Source organism: Ancylobacter sp. GW821-FHT10E12 (assembly GCF_058809335.1).
The window spans coordinates 205,633-224,436 of sequence record NZ_JBXASN010000008.1; the positions used below are offsets into that span (position 1 = coordinate 205,633).

General features: G+C 66.8%; 12 protein-coding genes and 1 pseudogene. 6 read left to right on the plus strand and 7 right to left on the minus strand.

Annotation, left to right across the window (positions count from 1 at the left end):
• Positions 1–139: 139 nt before the first annotated feature.
• Positions 140–2,317, plus strand: coding sequence for a catalase/peroxidase HPI (katG, locus tag AC1RU4_RS13165; protein WP_492891536.1), 2,178 nt, complete (start codon positions 140–142; stop codon positions 2,315–2,317).
• A gap of 172 nt (positions 2,318–2,489) precedes the next feature.
• Here the strand turns inward: katG and AC1RU4_RS13170 are convergent.
• The 3 genes and pseudogenes from AC1RU4_RS13170 to AC1RU4_RS13180 all read right to left on the minus strand — a co-directional run.
• Positions 2,490–2,984, minus strand: a pseudogene (locus AC1RU4_RS13170) (hypothetical protein); the annotation flags it as partial.
• 431 nt (positions 2,985–3,415) lie between these two features.
• Positions 3,416–3,658 carry a BrnA antitoxin family protein gene (locus AC1RU4_RS13175; protein ID WP_492891537.1) on the minus strand — a complete coding sequence of 81 codons (243 nt, stop codon included), beginning with the start codon at positions 3,656–3,658 and terminating at the stop codon, positions 3,416–3,418.
• Positions 3,659–3,811: 153 nt separating this feature from the next.
• The gene (locus AC1RU4_RS13180) at positions 3,812–4,105 is read right to left on the minus strand and encodes a DUF6481 family protein (RefSeq protein WP_492891538.1); all 294 of its coding nucleotides are present in this window, start codon (positions 4,103–4,105) and stop codon (positions 3,812–3,814) included.
• A 333-nt stretch (positions 4,106–4,438) separates the two neighbouring features.
• Between AC1RU4_RS13180 and AC1RU4_RS13185 the strand changes: the two genes are divergently transcribed.
• Together AC1RU4_RS13185 and AC1RU4_RS13190 are read left to right on the plus strand one after the other, a co-directional pair.
• The gene (locus AC1RU4_RS13185) at positions 4,439–5,635 is read left to right on the plus strand and encodes an efflux RND transporter periplasmic adaptor subunit (protein WP_492891539.1); all 1,197 of its coding nucleotides are present in this window, start codon (positions 4,439–4,441) and stop codon (positions 5,633–5,635) included.
• On the plus strand, positions 5,598–8,759 hold the full coding sequence (locus AC1RU4_RS13190; RefSeq protein WP_492891613.1) for a multidrug efflux RND transporter permease subunit: 3,162 nt from the start codon (positions 5,598–5,600) through the stop codon (positions 8,757–8,759). The genes AC1RU4_RS13185 and AC1RU4_RS13190 overlap by 38 nt, the downstream gene beginning before the upstream one ends.
• A gap of 6 nt (positions 8,760–8,765) precedes the next feature.
• Here AC1RU4_RS13190 and AC1RU4_RS13195 read toward each other — a convergent pair whose 3' ends face one another.
• From AC1RU4_RS13195 to AC1RU4_RS13210, 4 genes are all read right to left on the minus strand, one after another.
• Positions 8,766–10,418: an ABC transporter ATP-binding protein gene (locus AC1RU4_RS13195; protein ID WP_492891540.1), complete on the minus strand. Its 1,653-nt coding sequence runs from the start codon at positions 10,416–10,418 to the stop codon at positions 8,766–8,768.
• 1 nt (position 10,419) lies between these two features.
• Positions 10,420–11,541 (minus strand): ABC transporter permease, encoded by a 1,122-nt coding sequence (locus AC1RU4_RS13200; RefSeq protein ID WP_492891541.1) that lies wholly within the window; start codon positions 11,539–11,541, stop codon positions 10,420–10,422.
• Complete coding sequence (gene oppB, locus AC1RU4_RS13205) at positions 11,534–12,457, minus strand: oligopeptide ABC transporter permease OppB (protein ID WP_492891542.1); 924 nt, start codon at positions 12,455–12,457, stop codon at positions 11,534–11,536. Before oppB ends, AC1RU4_RS13200 begins: the two co-directional genes overlap by 8 nt.
• A gap of 76 nt (positions 12,458–12,533) precedes the next feature.
• Complete coding sequence (locus AC1RU4_RS13210; RefSeq protein WP_492891543.1) at positions 12,534–14,114, minus strand: peptide ABC transporter substrate-binding protein; 1,581 nt, start codon at positions 14,112–14,114, stop codon at positions 12,534–12,536.
• Positions 14,115–14,675: 561 nt separating this feature from the next.
• Here AC1RU4_RS13210 and AC1RU4_RS13215 point away from each other — a divergent pair.
• From AC1RU4_RS13215 to AC1RU4_RS13225, 3 genes are all read left to right on the plus strand, one after another.
• Positions 14,676–15,185, plus strand: a complete 510-nt coding sequence (locus tag AC1RU4_RS13215; protein ID WP_492891544.1) for an RNA polymerase sigma factor — start codon at positions 14,676–14,678, stop codon at positions 15,183–15,185.
• A 73-nt stretch (positions 15,186–15,258) separates the two neighbouring features.
• The gene (locus AC1RU4_RS13220) at positions 15,259–16,242 is read left to right on the plus strand and encodes a FecR family protein (RefSeq protein ID WP_492891545.1); all 984 of its coding nucleotides are present in this window, start codon (positions 15,259–15,261) and stop codon (positions 16,240–16,242) included.
• A 109-nt stretch (positions 16,243–16,351) separates the two neighbouring features.
• The gene (locus AC1RU4_RS13225) at positions 16,352–18,799 is read left to right on the plus strand and encodes a TonB-dependent siderophore receptor (protein WP_492891546.1); all 2,448 of its coding nucleotides are present in this window, start codon (positions 16,352–16,354) and stop codon (positions 18,797–18,799) included.
• The last annotated feature ends 5 nt before the right edge of the window (positions 18,800–18,804 follow it).

Consider the following 18,804-nt stretch of genomic DNA (forward strand, 5'->3'; position numbering starts at 1 on the left):
CGGCGGCGACCACCGACTCGTGCTCCCTCTGCTTTCGGCATGACGAATTCCGGGCTGACCATGACATGGGATCTGGTTCCTGTGCGTGCCGTCGGTTCGCCCACTGAGTAGCGCAGCGAAGCCTCGATCGGAGAAGAACATGAGCGAGACGAATGACGGCAGCACGGGAAAATGCCCGGTCGCTCACGGGACAAGCGGCACCCAGAACCGCGACTGGTGGCCCAGCCAGCTGCGTGTCGACTTGCTGAGCCAGCACTCGTCCAAATCCGATCCGCTGGATCCGACGTTTGATTATCGCGAGGAGTTCGCGAAGCTCGACTATGAGGAGCTGAAGAACGACCTGCGCAAGCTGATGACCGACTCGCAGGACTGGTGGCCGGCCGACTTCGGCAATTATGGCCCGCAGTTCATCCGCATGGCCTGGCACAGCGCTGGCACCTATCGCCTCGCGGACGGCCGTGGCGGCGGCGGCCGCGGCCAGCAGCGCTTCGCCCCGCTCAACAGCTGGCCGGACAATGTCAACATCGACAAGTCCCGCCGCCTGCTGTGGCCGATCAAGCAGAAGTACGGCCAGAAGATTTCCTGGGCGGATCTCATGATCCTCACCGGCAACGTTGCGCTGGAGACGATGGGCTTCCGCACTTTTGGCTTCGCCGCCGGCCGCGCTGACACTTGGGAGCCGGATCTCGACGTCAACTGGGGTTCGGAGACGGCCTGGCTGACGCATCGCGCGCTCGACAAGTTCGAGGCCCCGCTCTCGGCCACCGAGATGGGCCTGATCTACGTCAATCCGGAAGGCCCGAACGCCAATGGCGACCCGATTTCGGCGGCGGCGTTCATCCGCGAGACCTTCGCCCGCATGGCGATGAACGATGAGGAAACCGTCGCGCTGATCGGCGGCGGCCACACCTTCGGCAAGACCCATGGCGCCTCGGCCGAGTCCTACAAGGGACCGGATCCGGAGGCTGCGGCGCTCGAGGCGCAGGGTCTTGGATGGGCCAGCAGCTTCGGCTCGGGCTCCGGCGCGGACGCCATCGGCAGCGGCCTTGAGGTTACCTGGACGCAGACGCCGGTGCAGTGGAGCAACTTCTTCTTCGAGAACCTGTTCAAGTTCGAATGGGTGCAGACCCGCAGCCCCGCCGGCGCGATCCAGTGGGAGGCGAAGGACGCCGAGGACGTCATCCCGAACGCCCACGATCCATCGAAGAAGCACAAGCCGACCATGTTGACGACGGACCTGTCGTTGCGCTTCGACCCGGTCTACGAGAAAATCTCGCGTCGTTTCCTGCAGAACCCGCAGGCCTTCGCCGAGGCCTTCGCCCGCGCCTGGTTCAAGCTGACCCACCGCGATCTCGGCCCCCGCGCGCGCTATCTCGGCCCGGAAGTGCCGAAGGAAGAACTGATCTGGCAGGACAACGTGCCGGCCGCCGATCATGCGCTGATCGACGAGGCGGACGTCGCCACCCTCAAGGCCAAGGTGCTGGAAGCTGGTCTCCCGGTCTCCGAGCTCGTCGGCACCGCGTGGGCATCGGCCTCCACCTTCCGCGGCGGCGACAAGCGTGGCGGCGCCAACGGCGCGCGCGTGCGTCTCAGCCCGCAGAAGGACTGGGAGGTCAACCAGCCGCTGCAGCTCGCCAAGGTGCTGCATGTGCTGGAAGGCATCCAGTTCGAGTTCAACCGCGCCGCCGCCGGCGGCAAAAAGGTCTCGCTCGCCGACCTGATCGTGATCGCAGGCAATGCTGGCGTCGAGCAGGCGGCGAAGGCGGCCGGCCATGACGTGACGGTTCCGTTCGCACCGGGCCGCACCGACGCCTCCCAGGCTCAGACCGACATCCACGCCTTTGACGTGATGGAGCCGCAGGCGGACGGCTTCCGCAACTATCAGAAGCCTTCGCTCCATGTCCCGGCCGAGGTGGCGCTGATCGACAAGGCGCAACTGCTGACCCTGACCGCTCCCGAGCTGACCGTGCTCATTGGCGGCCTGCGTGCGATCAACATCAATGTCGACGGCTCCACCCATGGCGTCCTGACCAGCCGGCCGGGCGCGCTGACGAATGACTTCTTCGTCAACCTGCTCGACATGAGCACGCAGTGGAAGATGGCCGGCGACGACAAGAATGTGTTCGAGGGCCACGACCGCAAGTCGGGCGAGATCAAGTGGACCGGTACCCGCGCCGACCTCGTGTTCGGCTCGAACTCGGTGCTGCGCGCTCTAGCCGAGGTTTATGCCAGCTCGGATGTCCGGGCGAAGTTCGTAAACGACTTCGTTGCCGCGTGGACGAAGGTGACAAACCTCGATCGCTTCGATCTGGTCTGATCCTTACTGAACGCCCCTGACCGTTGCCGGCGACCCGGCAGCGGTCAGGGGAGGACCATGGTGATGGTGCGCATGGTCTGCCAGCGCCAGAACCGACACTAAGGTTGTACCGAAAAGAGCTCGTCAGGATATCGACGCTCAGTGCCGGTGAATTAGGGAGGGTACCTCCCGCAATGAGCCCGGCGACGTGCAATGCGTCGAAGATGGTCGTCGCGCCGACCTCGCGCGCCATCTCTGTAACCGCGGCAATATCGTCGGGCATCACCATTACGGAACGGCCGAGCAGGACCAGACGCCGCTGCCGCACCAGATCGGTCGCCCGATGGGTATCGGGACCACAATCCGTCCTGTTGAACGGAAGGTCCTCGATCCTCGACCCGGCGAGTTCCGGGGTGCCGCTGCGTCGCTGGCTGAGATGGTCCTCACGCGCGTCGGTCAGGGCCAGCAGCAGATCGTCCGGCCTCGCCAAGACGTGAAACACGGCCAGATTGGCGAAGGTGCAGCTCGGAAGGCGAGGCTCAGCCCATATGACGCCGAGCCGGATCCTGGCGGTTTCCGGCTTCGTCGCTTTCGCCTGGCTCTCGCAGGCCGAATCGATACCGCGATCGCCCCGATATCGGCGTCGGCCTCCAAGCCTGCCGATGTGCCGATAGCGACGGCCCGGCAGCGCTTATCGCTCCGCGCGGACTTAAACCTCGTCGCTGAACTGTGCCGGCAGTCGGCCAGCCTTGAACAGGATCTTCGGTTCGTCGTCGAATTCGCCGGTCTCGGCATCGCCGGAAGTCGAAAAGGCCACCACCCCGGCTTTCGCTCCAGCCAGTCGCTCGGCGGTACGGATCGCCATGGCCTCGTTGCGCACGCTGTTCGGCGGCTCCGCCCTCAATGCGCCGCGAGCACCGGCCTTGAAGGCTTGCACGACATAGATCGTTTCGATTGCCACGCCATCTCTCCGATCGCGCCCGACCTATTTCGGGCGGCAGCGATTCAATGTGGCGAACTAGAACAGATATGGAACAAATAGACAAGGCCCAAGCCTGCGACGGTGGTTCGGGGCATGCTCGCCGCCATCGTCGATCTCGCACAATGCGCGAGGAGACCCTACAGGCCGGCGGCCTTGCGCAGGGCGGCGTTGATGCGCTCCTGCCAACCGGCGCCATCCCGCTGGAAATGTTCCAGTACGTCGCGGTCGAGGCGGATCGAGACCTGCTCCTTGGCATTCGGAATCGCGGGCGCCTTCGGGGCCGGGGCTTCGGCCGCCGGCTTGGTCGTCGCGGTCTTGAAGGCTGCTTCCGCCATGTCGCGGACGGAGCCACCCGGGCGGCGCGTGATCGGACTGCGCATGAGGCCTGCTCCTGATGGTGCCGATGCCGGCATTGGGGGCAAGGTGCCGCCACCTGTCGGAGGCGTATTGTCGGTGCTGTCGCTTCGGCGTGGATGGACGAAGTCGCGGCGGCCGGAAATCATGGCCGTCGCGCTCGATTGCTGTCGCCGCGCTTACTTGCCGCCAGCGCGGCGCTTGCGCGCAGCGTAGCGCTCGTCGCGCCGGGCCTTGGCGTCAGCTTCCGCAGCGGCGGCGGCTTCCCGGCGGGCGACCTCGGCGGCGGCCGCCGCTTCCTGGCGGGCGGCCTGCCGGGCGATCCGGGCCTCCTCGATCGCCTTGCGCTCGGCGGCGCGGGCGATCACGGCGGGGTCGTCGGCGCTGGGCCGGGCGGCGAGGTTGGCGAGCAGCCTGGCCTTAGCGGTTGCGGCGGTCTTGCGGCGGTCTTCGAACGTGTCGTTGATTTTCATGGCGCTATGTAACTGCGAGATGTTCGGAGCGCAACTTTTGTCAGAGTCGGGCGCGCCAGCCAATAGTCACGCATTCAATCCTGCTTCACGCGCCATGCGCGAGGATCATCGACTAAACGGCCGGAGCGGATGCTGGATCACGCGCTCCTCTGCCCGTGGGCGCAAATCCCCGTGCTGTCGGCCGCCGGCATGGCGGGGACGGCCGGCCTCGTCCCAGGAATGACAGGTCCTTCGCCGACCTTACCTAACGTCCTGATGCTGAACAAGATTTAATCCTGCGGCGGTGCGTTGCGGTGCAAGATAGCGGCTGGATCAGGCGACGGAGTAGCAGGGATGGTCGAGCCGGCAACGAGGGTGTCACGCAAGCTCGGCGTCTGGGCCTCGTTACTCGTCGCCTTGCTCGCGGCCGGGGGAGGCGTCTACGCGTGGCGGGAGGGCCGCGCCGCCGCGCCGCCCGCCACCGCAACCTCGGCCCGCAACCAGCCGGTGACGGTGCGCGTCGCCCGCGCCGAGCCGCGCGACGTGGCGGTGGTGCTGAGCGGCCTCGGCACGGTGCAGGCTTCGCAGACCGTCAACATCCATGCGCGGGTCGACGGCACGCTGCAATCGGTCGACTTCACCGAGGGCCAGAAGGTGAAGGCCGGCGACGTGCTGGCGCGCCTCGACGCGCGGCTGGCCCAGGCCAATCTCGACCAGGCCCGCGCCGCCAAGGCCAAGGACGAGGCGCAGCTGCGCGGGGCGCAGGCCGATCTCACCCGCTATATCGCGCTGGTGCAGAAGGACTATTCCAGCCGGCAGCAGCTCGACCAGCAGCAGGCCACCGTCGACCAGCTCAAGGCGACCATCGTCGCCGACGAGGCGGCGGTGGAGAGCGCGCAGACCAGCCTCGACTACACCACCATCACCGCGCCGGTGGATGGGCGGATGGGCATCCGCCAGCTCGATGCCGGCAATATCGTGCATTCGAGCGACACCACCCCAATCGCGGTGCTGGCGACGTTGCAGCCGGTCGCGGTGGTGTTCTCGCTGCCGGAAAAAGACCTCGACGCCGTGCGCGAGGCTGCCGCCCGCGGTTCGGTGACCGCGGTGGCCACCCGGCAGGACGGCGCGGTGCTGGGCACCGGCACCCTTGCCGTGGTCGACAACCAGATCGATGCCAGCACCGCCACCTTGCGGTTGAAGGCGGTATTTCCCAACGAGGACGAAAAGCTCTGGCCGGGCGCCTTCGTCCATGTCGCGTTGTCGGTCGACACGCTCACGGGCGTCACCACCGTGCCGAACGCCGCCGTCCAGCGCGGGCCGGACGGGCTATTCGCCTGGGTGGTCGGCGAGGGTGGCGCCGCGACGGTACGGCCGATCGAGACCGGTGCGGTGGCGGACGGACAGGCCGTGGTGACCAAGGGATTGGAGGTCGGCGAGCAGGTGGTGATCAACGGACAGTACCGGCTGCGGCCGAATGCGCGTGTCACCATCGCCGACCCTGTCGGCAAGGATGTGGCCGACGGCGCTCCCATCGCGATCAGCCAGTGAGGAGCCCGCGGTGAACCTCTCGGCCCCATTCATCCAGCGCCCGGTCGCCACCTGCCTTCTGATGCTGGCACTCGCCGTGCTCGGCGTCGTCGCCTATCCGCTGCTGCCGGTAGCGCCGCTGCCGCAGGTCGACTTCCCGACCATCCAGGTCTCCGCCACCTTGCCCGGCGCCAGCCCGGACACCATGGCCTCCGCCGTCGCCTCGCCGCTGGAACGGCGCTTCGGCCAGATCGCCGGCCTCGACCAGATGACGTCGACCTCGACGCTGGGCTCGACCTCGATCACGCTGCAATTCGCGCTCACCCGCGACATCGACGCGGCGGCGCAGGACGTGCAGGCGGCGATCACCGCGGCGCTGCGCCAGCTGCCGGACGACCTGACCTCGCCGCCGAGCTATCGCAAGGTCAACCCGGCCGACAGTCCGATCATGATCCTCGCCGCGCATTCCGACACGATGCCGATGATCGATGTCGACGATGTCGCCGACAATATCCTCGCCCAGCGCCTGTCGCAGGTGCAGGGCGTAGCGCAGGTGGTGATCGGCGGCGAGCAGAAGCGCGCGGTGCGCATCCAGCTCGACCCCGCCCGGCTCGCCTCCAGCGGGCTCACCTTCGAGGATGTGCGCACCACGCTCGCATCCTCGACCGCGCAGGCGGCGAAGGGGGCCATCAACGGCACGGCGCGCAGCTTCACCATCTCCGCCAACGACCAGATCACCCAGCCGGCCGCCTATGACGACGTCATCCTCGCCTATCGCAACGGCGCGCCGATCCGGGTGCGCGATGTCGGCCATGCGGTGGAAGGCCCGGAAAACGTCAATGTCGCGGCATGGAGCACCGGCAAGCCGGCGGTGGTGCTGCTGATCTTCAAGCAGCCCGGCGCCAATGTCATCGAGACGGTGGACGCCATCAAGGACATCCTCCCCAAGCTCGACGGCATCATCCCGGCCGGCATCACGCTCGACACCGTCGTCGACCGCACCACCACCATCCGCGCCTCGGTGGAGGACGTCGAATTTACCCTCGCCTTGACCATCGGCCTCGTGGTGATGGTCATCCTGGTGTTCCTGCGCGATGTGCGGGCGACGCTGATCCCGGCGGTGGTGGTGCCGATCTCGCTCGCCGGCAGTGCGGCGCTGATGTACGCGATGGGTTTCAGCCTCGACAACCTCTCGCTGATGGCGCTGACCATCGCGGTCGGCTTCGTGGTCGACGACGCCATCGTCGTGGTCGAGAACATCGTGCGCCACATGGAGGACGGCGAGCCCGCCTTCCAGGCGGCGATGAAGGGCGCGCGGGAGATCGGCTTCACCGTGCTGTCGATCAGCATCTCGCTGGTGGCGGTGTTCATCCCGCTGCTGCTGATGGGCGGCATTGTCGGGCGGTTGTTCCGCGAATTCGCGCTGACCGTCACCGCCGCCATCGCGGTCTCGGCGGTGGTGTCGCTGACGCTGACGCCGATGCTGTGCTCGCGCTTCCTGAAAGCCCCGCCGCATGAGCATGGCCGGCTCTACCGCGCGGTGGAGGCGGTGTTCGACGGCATCCTGGCCTTCTATATGGCGACCCTTGCCGTCGCGCTGCGGTTCCGCTTCATCACGCTGATGGTGTTCTTCACCACCCTCGCCTTGACCGGCTGGCTGTTCGTGGCGGTGCCGAAGGGCTTCTTCCCGACGCAGGATATCGGCGTGATCACCGGGCTTTCCGAGGCGGCGCAGGACGTCTCGCCGGATGAGATGAAGCGGCTGCAGGCCGCGCTCGGCGCCGTCATCGCCAAGGATCCCGCGGTGGCCGCCTTCGGCTCGGTGCTCGGCTCTGGCGGGGCCAATACCACCAATAATGGCCGCTTCTTCATCGCGCTGAAGCCGCGGGATGAGCGCGACGTCAGCGCCGCGCAGGTGATCGAGCGGCTGCGGCCGAAGCTCGCCAAGGTGTCGGGCGCCGCCGTGTTCCTGCAGCCGTCGCAGGACATCACCGTCGGCGGTCGGGTGTCGCGGGCGCAGTACCAGTACACGCTGACCGATGTCGATCTCGACGAATTGCAGAACTGGGCGCCCAAGCTGCTCGCCCGGATGCGCGAGTTGCCGCAACTGGCCGACGCATCCAGCGACCAGCAGGGCAACGCGCCGCAGCTCAAGATCACCATCGACCGCGACCGCGCCGCCCGCTTCGGCATCCAGCCGACGCTGATCGACGCGACGCTGAACGACGCCTTCGGCCAGCGGCAGGCGACGCAATATTTCACCCAGCTCGATTCCTACTCGGTGATCATCGAGGCGACGCCGGAGCTGCAGAAGCGCATCGGCACGCTGGACCAGATCTATGTGAAGTCGCCCTCTTCCGGCGAGGCGATCCCGCTCTCGACCTTCGTGACCGTCGACGCCAAGGCGGTGGGGCCGCTCTCGGTATCGCACCAGGCGCAGTTCCCGGCGGTGACGCTGTCCTTCAACCTGAAGCCCGGCGTGTCGCTCGGCGAGGCGGTGCAGGCGATCAACGCGGCATCTGTCGAGCTTGGCGCACCCTCGACGCTGACCGGCAGTTTCCAGGGCAGCGCGCAGGTGTTCCAGAGCGCGCTGGCGAGCGAGCCGGCGCTGATCGCCGCCGCCCTGTTCGCGGTCTATGTCATTCTCGGCGTGCTCTACGAGAGCTTCGTGCACCCGTTGACCATCCTGTCGACGCTGCCCTCGGCCGGCATCGGCGCGCTGCTGGCCTTGTGGGGCGGCGGCTTCGACCTGTCGGTGATCGGCATTATCGGCATCATCCTGCTGATCGGCATCGTGAAGAAGAACGGCATCATGCTGGTCGATTTCGCCATTGCCGGCGAGCGCGACCGCGGGATGAGAGCGGAGGAGGCGATCGTCGAGGCCTGCCGGCTGCGCTTCCGGCCGATCCTGATGACCACGCTGGCGGCGCTGCTGGCCGGCGTGCCGCTGATGCTCGGCCACGGCACCGGATCGGAGCTGCGCCAGCCGCTCGGCTACGCCATGGTCGGCGGGCTGGCGCTGAGCCAGGTGCTGACGCTCTACACGACGCCGGTGGTCTATCTCTATCTGGCAGCGCTGCAGCGCCGGCTGGCCGGCGGAAGCGTGGCTACTGCGCAGCCGGTGCAGGCGGTGCCGGCGGAGTGAGCGGGACTATGCGGAGGGAGCGTCCAGCGCCCCGAGGCCGCCATCCCCCGACCCGCCGAAGGCGGCGGTGATGAGTTCGCGCGTGTATTTGGCGGCGGGGGTGTGGAAGAGGGTCTCGGTCGGACCGGATTCGACCAGCTTTCCCGCCCGCATCACCATGATCCAGTCGGCGAGCGCGCGCACCACCGCGAGGTCGTGGCTGATGAAGAGATAGGACAGGCCGTGCTCGGCCTGGAGCCGCCGCAGCAATTCGACGATGCCCTTCTGTACCGAGCGGTCGAGCGCCGAGGTCGGCTCGTCCAGCACCAGGATGCGGGGCTTGAGGATGATGGCGCGGGCAATGGCGATGCGCTGGCGCTGGCCGCCGGAGAATTCGTGGGGATAGCGGTTGCGCGCCGCCGGATCGAGCTGCACCTCTTCCAGCGCGGCGACGGCCCTGCGGTCGCGCGTATGGCGGTCGAGGTTCGGCTCGTGCACCCGCAGGCCCTCGGTGACGATCTCGCCGACGGTCATGCGCGGCGGCAGCGAGCCGAACGGATCCTGGAAGACGATCTGCACCTGCCGGCGAAGCTTCCTGAGCTCTCCGGCATCGAGCCCGCCAATATTCCGGCCGAGCACGCTGATGTCGCCTTGGGCGGCGAGCAGCCGGATGAGCGCGCGTCCGAGCGTCGACTTACCGGAGCCGGATTCGCCGACAATGCCGATGGTCTGGCCTTCCCGCAGCGTGACGTCGACGCCGTCCACCGCACGAATTTCCAGCGGCTTGCCGGCGAACAGGCCGCCGCCGAGGTGGAAGATGACGCGCACGTCGCGAGCCTCGATCACATGCGGCGCATCGTCGGGCGGGGCGGTCTTGGTGCCGGTCGGCTCGGCGGCGAGCAGCATGCGCGTATAGGGATGGCGCGGCGCGGCGAGCACCTCGGCCGCCGCACCGGTCTCGACCACCTCGCCGGCACGCATGACCGCCACCCGGTCGGCGAAGCGACGCACCAGCCCGAGATCATGGGTGATGAAGACGATGGCCATGCCGAGGCGGCGCTGCAGCGAGGCGAGAAGCTCGATGATCTGCGCCTGCACGGTGACGTCGAGCGCGGTGGTCGGCTCGTCGGCGATCAGCACGTCCGGCTCGTTGGCGATCGCCATGGCGATCATCACCCGCTGGCGCTGGCCGCCGGAGAGCTCGTGCGGATAGGCGCGCAGCCGTCGCGCCGGCTCGGGGATGCCGACCAGGGCCAGCAGCTCCGCTGCCCGCTGTCGCGCCGCCTTCGCGCCCATGCGGCGGTGGCGCATCAGCGGCTCGGCGATCTGGTTGCCGATGGTGTAGAGCGGGTCGAGCGAGGTCATCGGCTCCTGGAAGATCATGCCGATGCGCGCGCCGCGTATCTCGTTGAGCGCGCGGGTCGGCAGGCCGAGCAGTTCGCGGCCGCGATAGCGCGCACTGCCGGAGACGCGGCCGTTGCGGGCGATGAGACCGAGCACCGCCATCATGGTCTGGCTCTTGCCGGACCCGGATTCGCCGACTACCGCCAGCACCTCGCCGGCTTTGAGCGACAGCGAGACACCGCGCACCGCGTGCACCTCGCCGTCCGGCGTTTCGAAGCGGACATCGAGGTCGGTGAGTTCGAGCAGCGCTTCCGATCCGTGCCGTGGAGCCTCCATGTCAGCGGTCCTTCGGGTCGAGCGCATCGCGCAGGCCGTCGCCGAGGAAGTTCAGGGCGAACAGCGTCGAGGTCAGGAAGATCGACGGGAAGATCAGCAGCCAGTTGGCGGAGGGGATGTTCTTGGCGCCCTGCGCGATCAGCACGCCCCAGCTGGTCAACGGCTCCTGCACGCCGAGCCCGAGATAGGACAGGAAGCTCTCCAGGAGGATGACCTGCGGCACCAGCAGCGTCATGTAGACCGCGACCGGCCCGAGCAGGTTCGGGATCACATGGCGCCACAGGATGCCGACCGGCGAGACACCGAGCGCCAGCGCCGCCTGGACATATTCCTGCCGGCGGATCGACAACGCCTGGCCGCGCACGATGCGCGCCATGTCCAGCCATTGCACGGCGCCGACGGCGACGAACATCAGCACGAAATTCCGGCCGAAGAACACCACCAGCATGATGACGAGGAAGATGAAGGGCAGCGAATAGAGGATGTCGACGAAGCGCATCATCAGATCGTCGACGCGCCCGCCGAGATAGCCGGCGGTGGCGCCGTAGAGCACGCCGATCACCACCGCGACGAAGCCGGCGAGAAGGCCGATGGCGAGCGAGACGCGGCCGGCGATCAGCGTGCGGGTGAGCAGGTCCCGGCCGGTATTGTCGGTGCCGAACAGGAAATGATGCCGGGCCAGCGCGGCCGACAGCGTCATCTCCCGCCCGTCGGCACCGGTGGTCTCGACACGCGCATCGCCGAAGCTCGACGACCGGTCGAAATAGCGGGTGGCGCGCGGGTCGATCGGGCGGCTCGAGCGCACCGCGATCGTCACCCGGTCGCCGTCCTCGTGCCAGGAGACAAGATCGGCCCGCATCCGCCGCACGGTTTCCTCGATCGCCGCGGCGATCTCGTCCGGCTTCGGATAGGGCGCGAAGGAGGGCGGCACCCGGACGTAGTCCTGGTAGATCGTCGTGTAGCCATGGCCGGTGAAGAACGGCCCGATGAGGCAGGCGAGCGCGATCACCACGAGATAGACCGCGCTCACCACCGCGGCGCGATTGGCCTTGAGCCGTCGCCAGGCATCGGCCCAGAGCGAGCGGCCGCTACCGATAATCGCCGGCGCGGCCGCCTCACTCATAGCGCACCCGCGGATCGACAACGGCATAGAGCAGGTCGACCACAAGATTGAACACGATGACGAACACCGCGATCAGCACCACGGTGCCCATGACCAGCGTATAATCGCGATTGAGCGCGGCATCGACGAAATAGCGGCCGACGCCGGGAATGGCGAACACGCTCTCCACCACCACCGATCCGGTGAGCAGCGCCGCGGCGGCGGGGCCGGCATAGGAGACGATGGGCAGCACCGCCCCGCGCAGTGCGTGCTTGACCACCACCGAGATGTTCGAGAGGCCCAGTGCGCGAGCGGTACGGATATGGTTGGTGTGCAGCGCCTCGATCATCGAGCCGCGCATCAGTCGCGCGACGATGGCGATCTGCGGCAAGGCGAGCGTCAGCACCGGGCCGATCTTGTTGACCAGCGCGCCGCCGCCCCAGCCCGCCACCGGCACCCAGGCGAGGGTGAGCGCGAAGACCAGCTGGTAGAGCGGCGCGATGACGAAGGTGGGAATGGTGCTGCCGGCAGTGGCGAGCGCCACGACCGCATAGTCCACCCGGCCGTTCTGGTGCAGCGCCGCCACCGTGCCGAGGATCGAGCCGAGGACGAGCGCCAGCAGCAGCGCGGAGGCGCCGAGCTGGATCGAGACCGGCAGCCCGACGCGGAACAGGTCGGCGACGGTGAAGTCGGGCAGGTTGTAGCTCGGGCCGAAATTGCCGTGCAGCAGATCGCCGAGATAGGAGAGGTACTGCTGCCATAGCGGGTCGTCGAGGCGGTAGATGCGGTCGAGATTGGCCTTCACCTCCGGGCTCAGCCCGCGCTCCTGGCTGAACGGCCCGCCCGGCGCCACCCGCAGCAGGAAGAACGAGAGCGTCACGATCAGGAACAGCGTCGGAATGGCGGTCAGCAACCGCCGCAGGACATAGCGTGCCACCTGGTTCTCGTCCTCATGCCTAGGGGACCGGAGGGCGGGCCGTGGCCCGCCGGCGATGCCGGTTAGGCGAGGCCGGTCATTTGCTGATGAAGCGCGAGGGGTGCACGTCCATCACGTTCGGCTCCCAGCCCTTCAGCTTGGGCGAGACGATGTTGTGGTAGCTGTAATAGAGCAGCGGCATGTTGCCGACCTGATCGACCAGAACCGCTTCCGCCTCGGCGAGCTTCTTCATGCGGGCGGCGGGATCACCGCCTTCGGCGGCGGCCTCGGCCATCCGTTTCTCGAATTCGGGATTGTCGAAGTTCGAGTAGTTGTTGCCGCTCGCCTTGCGCGAGATGCCGAGGAAGGATTCCGGGTCCTTGTAGTCGGCGATCCAGCCGGCGCGGGCGAAATCATAGTCGCCCTTCTGCTCCAGCAGGCCGTAATGCGTCTTGGTATCGGTGTTGACCAGCGTGACCTCGATGCCGAACGGCTTGAGCTGCTCCTGGATCGCCACCGCGGTGTTCTTGTGGTTCTCCGAGGTGTTGTAGCGGATCTCCAGCTTCAGCGGCTTGCCGGGGCCGTAGCCCAGTTCGGCGAGCACCTTCTTCGCCGCGTCTTCGCGGTCGAAGGGCGACATCTTGGCGAAATCCGCCTCGGCGGGCGTATAGCCCTCGATGCCGGGCGGCACCATGGAATAGGCCGGCAGCATCGAGTTCTGCCACACCTTTTCGGCGAGGAAGTCGCGGTCGATCAGCATCGAGACCGCCTGGCGCAGCTTCGGATTGCTCCAGGGCGCCTTGTCGCCCTTGATGGCGTAGTAATAGGTGCCGAGATAGGGGCCGATCTTCACTTGGTCGCCGAATTTCTTCTTCAGGTCGGCGAGCTGCTCGGTCGGTAGGTCGTCATTGGAATCGAGCTCGCCGGCCTCGTAGCGCTTGATGGCGGTGGAACGGTCCTCGGTCGGGACGTAGTTGACGGCGTCGAGCTTGACCTCGCCGGCGGCGTGGAATTTCGGGTTCTTGACCAGCTTGATGTGGTCGTTCGGCACGAACTCGGCGAGGGTGAACGGCCCGTTGGAGACGAGATTGCCCGCCTTGATCCAGTCGGCGCCGAGCTTGTCGATCGTCGCCTTGTTGACCGGATAGGTCGACTGGTGCGTCAGCATTTCGAGGAAATAGGGGGTGGGCGATTTGAGGGTGATCTCCAGCGTCTTCGGGTCGATGGCGCGCACGCCCAGCGTATCGGGCTTGGCCTTGTTGGTATTCACCTCCTCGGCGTTCTTGATCACGTAGAGCATGGAGGCGTATTCCGCCCCGGTGGCCGGATCCTGCAGCCTTTGGAATGAATAGACGAAGTCCTCCGCCGTCAGCGGGGCGCCGTTCGACCACACGGCGTCCGGCCGCAGCTTGAAGGTGTAGACGGTGCCGTCTGACGAAACCGTCCAGCTCTCAGCCGCGCCGGGAATGAGGCCCGAGGTCGCATCCTGCATGACGAGACCCTCGAAGAGGTCGCGCAGGAGATGGGACTCGTAGATCGTTGACGTCTTGTGCGGATCCAGGGATTCCGGATCGGCGGAATTGCCCCGGTTATAGACCATCTCCGCGGCCGCCGGCAGGCTGAAGGCGGCGAGCATCAGCGCGGCGAGCATCAGGGATTTGAAATGGGATCGGCTCATGGCGAAATCTCCCTTCTCGTGGTGGTGGCGACCGAGACGCACAATTCTAGAGCATGATCGGGGCGTGCGCGAAAGGTATCCACTCGGCACCGCACAGCATGCCGCAACGACATGTGTCGTTCGTGCGGGAGCGAAAGAGTATGATATCGTTGGTGTTTCGGTAGATCGGCCTGCGAATGCCGCCGAGGGAATTTGGTCGGTATTGATCGCGCGGTGATCGCACGACGAGGGCACGGGGTCGGCCCCTCGCGCGAGACTTCCACCATGTGGACCGAGGGTTTTCGGATCGCGGGATCGGGATGACGCCGGTGTCCCTCGGCGACGGCCTCGTCGTGGCCGGCGAGCGCGGGGAGGGCGTCGAGCCAAACGTCGGCACGTCGCTTTCCGGGCAAGGTTTCATTCCGAATACATGGCGATGTGTTGGAATGAATATCAGAAGAACTGCAGGTATTTGCCGGCAGAAAATCCAAATTATAACAATTATAATATGAGGTGACTGACCTTACTCCTCGGGCTGCCCCGTGTTACACATCTATCCTACACGAAATCGTGATGTGAATCGTGGGTGCTCTCCTTATGCAGCCAGACCTGTCGCTTGTCTTCTCGACCCACGGGTCGGAGCTCAAGCGCTATCTCTATCGCCGGCTCGGCGACCGGCATGTCGCCAGCGATCTCGTGCAGGACACGTTCCTGAACGTGATCGAGCGGCCGGAAGCCCGCATCCAGGATATTCGCGCCTATCTTTATACCGTCGCCCGCAACCTGCTGCTCAACCATCTGAAGCAGGAGGCCCGCCGGCGCACCGATCCGGTGGCGCCGGAGGCGTTCGGCGACATCGCGGCCGACGAGCCGTCGCCCGAAGAGGCGGTCAATTCCCGGCTCCAGCTCGAACGCGTCTACGCCCTGGTGCAGGACCTGCCGTGCCGCACCCGGCAGATCTTCGTCCTCAATCGCATCGACGGCCTCACCCATGCCGAGGTCGCGCGCCATCTCCACATCTCCGAGAGTGCGGTGCAGAAGCATCTCGCCACCGCCATCGCACACATGACGCGGCATCTGCGGGCGCGTTGATCGCAAAATTTACGGTCCTGGTACCGCTCGGTTGTCCTATGAGATGCAGGGGCATCGATTCACGGAACATGCGGTGACGGACAGCGAGGAACGCGCGGTCGAGATCGAGCAGCGTGCCGCCGAATGGGTGGCACGCCTCGACGGCTCGCCGCTGAGCGATGCGGAAAAGGCTGCGCTGCGCGGGTGGCTGGGGCAGGACCCGGAACATCGTGCGGCCTTCGATGAGGCGAACCTCACCTGGCGCGAGCTTGCGACGCTGCGACATGAGCCGGGGCCGCTGCGCTCGATGGTGCCGGCGCGCCGGCGCGCTTCGACGGCGCGCAAGGTGGCGCGGATCGGCGCGGTGGTCGGCCTCCTGGTGCTCGCCGGCGGTGTTGCGCGCTATCAGCTCGGCGATCCCTGGCTGCTGGTCGCCGCCGACTACCGGACCGCGCCGGGCGAATTGCGCACCGTGCATCTGCCGGACGGCAGCACGCTCGAGCTCGGCCCGTCGAGCGCCGTCGCGCTCGATTTCAGCGACAGCGAGCGCCGGGTGCGGCTGCTCGCCGGCGAGGTCTTCTTTGCCGTGGCGCCGCGTGCCGATACCGAGAGGCGCCCCTTCGTCGCCGAGGCGGCCGGCGGCACCACGACCGCGCTCGGCACGCAGTTCGTCATCGAGGAGGCCGGCGAAGGCGCGGACGTGCTCGCGGTCGAGCACCAGGTCGAGGTCGCGCTCGAAGAGGGGAGCGAAAGGCGAGGCGTGGTGCTGTCGCCGGGCCAGGAGGTGCGCTACCGCAGGGGAGTCGGCATCGGGCGGATCCGCACGCGCGACATCGAAACGGCAACCGCGTGGCGGCGCGGGCTGCTGGTCTTCGACGGGGCGTCGCTCGGCCATGTCGTGGAGACGCTGAACCGCTACCGTCGCGGCCGCATCGTCATCTTCGATGGCGCGCTCGCCCAGCGTCGGGTCAGCGGCGTGTTCCCGACCAGCGACCTCGACGATGCCATCGAGACGATCACCGGCGAGCTCGGCGTGCGCGCCCGCTCGATTTATCCCCTGATCACAGTGCTTTACTGATTTGTTCTACGGGACGCCGGAAATTTTTACGGTCTTCGCCGCCTGAGTTGTCTTCCTTCCTGCAGGCGGCGCGCATCTCGCGCGATCGGCCGGGAAGGAAGATCGATCCATGAAGCTTCGGGTGAATATCGGCGCGCGGCGCCTGCGGCAGCACTATCTCGGCAGCGCGGCGCGCGAGGCTCTTGCGCTCGGTTTGCTCGCCGCGGCTCTCGGTGCCCTCGTCGCGCCCGCCCATGCCCAGGCTCAGCAGGCGGCGAGCGTGGCGCCGGCGCGGATCACCTTCGACATCCCCGCCCAGGACCTCAACAGCGCCATCCTCGCCTTCGCCCAGAAGGCCGGGGTGCGGGTATTCTTCGATACCGCGAAATTCGGCGGCCGCCGTTCCTCGGGGGTCTCCGGCACCATGAGCTCGCCCGAGGCGCTTGAAGTCCTTCTGCGCGGCACGAGCCTCAGCTACCGCTTCACGGCGCCGAACCGCGTCACCATCGTCGATCCGGCGGCATCGGGCACCGCCGGCGGAACGACGGTCGGCATCGAGCTCGACACCATCGACGTCCAGGGGGCGGCGAACGGCACGGTCGGCTATGTCGCCACCCGCAGCACCGCCGGCACCAAGACCGACACGCCGCTGATCGAGACGCCACAATCGGTCTCGGTCGTCACCCGCCAGGAGCTCGACGACCGCAATGTGCAGACGCTGACCGACGCGGTGGCCTATACCCCCGGCGTGCGCACCGGCCAGAGCGGCTACGACCCACGCTACGACGCCTTCTCCATCCGCGGTTTCGACACGACCTATAACGGCATCTACCGCGACGGGCTGCGTCTGCCCGGCGCCAACATGTCGGTCTTCAAGGTCGAGCCCTATGGAGTTGAGAACATCACCGTGCTGCGCGGGCCGAGCTCGGCGCTCTACGGCCTCGGCTCGCCGGGCGGCCTCGTCGACATCACCTCCAAGCGCCCGACCGAAGAGGCCTTCGGCGAGATCGAGTTGCAGGCCGGTACCTATGACTGGCTGCAGGGCCAGTTCGATGTCGGCGGCCCGCTCGACAAGGACGGCACCTGGCTCTACCGCCTGACCGGCCTGCTGCGCGATGCCGACTCGCCGAACGTCTATAACGGCGGCACCAACGACATGACGTTCATCGCCCCGGCGCTGACCTGGAACCCGAACAACGAGACCCGCATCACCTTCCTCGGCGAGTACCAGAAGTCCGAGACGCCGGCCTCGCTTCCCTTCTATGGCTGGACCGGCAGCAGCACCGATGCCTTCAGCAAGAATTACGGTGACTACAACGCGCAGAACCAGGAGCAGTACCGGGTCGGCTATCTGGCCGAGCGCGACCTCAACGACATCTTCACGGTCCGGCAGAACCTGCGCTACGGCAGCGCCAACACCTCGGTGCGCTACACCGGCACATCGTCCGTTGACGAGACGACCAACATCGCCAGCCGCTACACAGGCTTCGTCCACGATTATCTGGACAGCTTCGTCGTCGACAACCAGGTGGAGGCGAAGTTCGCCACCGGCGCCGTCGAGCACAAGCTGCTGGTCGGGCTCGACTATTCCTATCTCGCCCTCAATGGCGGCATCGGCTACGGCACCGCCGCCGACTACGACCTGAACACCGGGCAGCCGCTCGGTTCGACCTCCGATCCCGATCTCAACGCCGCGCGCTATCGCCAGCGGCAGAACCAGATCGGCCTCTATGTGCAGGAGCAGGCGCAGTTCGACCGCTGGATCCTGACCCTCACCGGCCGGCAGGACTGGGTCGACACCACGGATGACGACCTTCTGGCCGACACCACCGAGGACATCGACGACGGTGAGTTCACCTATCGTGCCGGCCTCACCTATCTGTTCGACAACGGCATCGCGCCCTATGTGAGCTACTCGACCTCCTTCGCGCCCAATCTCGGCGTCGACATCAACGGCGATCCGTTCGATCCGACCACGGCGCGGCAGATCGAGGGCGGCGTGAAATTCGCCCCCACCGGCTTCGACGGCTATTTCGCCGCCTCGGTGTTCCAGATCGACCAGGAGAACGGCCTCGTCACCGACGACGAGAACCCGCTCTACCAGGTGCAGACCGGCGAGGTGCGGGCGCGAGGCTTCGAATTGGAAGCGGTGGCCAATCTCGGCGCAGGGCTGAAGCTACGCGGCGCCTACACCTATCTCGACATCGTCAACACCGCCGGCAACGCGGATACGGTCGGTCTCGTCCCGTCCGGCCAGCCGGAGAACAGCTTCGCGCTGTGGGCCGACTATCAGTTCCAGCCCGGCTCCAAGCTCGTGGGCCTCGGGATCGGCGCCGGCGTGCGCTATACCGGCGCCACCTGGGGGGATTCGCTCAACACCTTCCAGAACGACGCCTATACCCTCGTCGACGCCAAGCTGAGCTACGATTTCGAGTATCTCAACGCGCGGCTCAAGGGTTGGAGCTTCCAGGTCAACGCCCAGAACCTGCTGGACGAAGAATACACCACCTGCGATGCCGGCTATTGCTATCTCGGCGCTCCCCGCACCGTCATCGCCGGCCTGAAGTATCGCTGGTGAGGCCG

What these genes read in the sequence shown, in the direction of transcription:
- AC1RU4_RS13185 (WP_492891539.1), top strand. Translation starts at nt 4,439, where the DNA reads ATGGTCGAGCCGGCAACGAGGGTGTCACGCAAGCTCGGCGTCTGGGCC.
- AC1RU4_RS13210 (WP_492891543.1), bottom strand. Translation starts at nt 14,114, where the DNA reads ATGAGCCGATCCCATTTCAAATCCCTGATGCTCGCCGCGCTGATGCTC.
- AC1RU4_RS13180 (WP_492891538.1), bottom strand. Translation starts at nt 4,105, where the DNA reads ATGAAAATCAACGACACGTTCGAAGACCGCCGCAAGACCGCCGCAACC.
- AC1RU4_RS13195 (WP_492891540.1), bottom strand. Translation starts at nt 10,418, where the DNA reads ATGGAGGCTCCACGGCACGGATCGGAAGCGCTGCTCGAACTCACCGAC.
- AC1RU4_RS13190 (WP_492891613.1), top strand. Translation starts at nt 5,598, where the DNA reads ATGTGGCCGACGGCGCTCCCATCGCGATCAGCCAGTGAGGAGCCCGCG.
- AC1RU4_RS13175 (WP_492891537.1), bottom strand. Translation starts at nt 3,658, where the DNA reads ATGCGCAGTCCGATCACGCGCCGCCCGGGTGGCTCCGTCCGCGACATG.
- AC1RU4_RS13200 (WP_492891541.1), bottom strand. Translation starts at nt 11,541, where the DNA reads ATGAGTGAGGCGGCCGCGCCGGCGATTATCGGTAGCGGCCGCTCGCTC.
- AC1RU4_RS13225 (WP_492891546.1), top strand. Translation starts at nt 16,352, where the DNA reads ATGAAGCTTCGGGTGAATATCGGCGCGCGGCGCCTGCGGCAGCACTAT.
- katG (WP_492891536.1), top strand. Translation starts at nt 140, where the DNA reads ATGAGCGAGACGAATGACGGCAGCACGGGAAAATGCCCGGTCGCTCAC.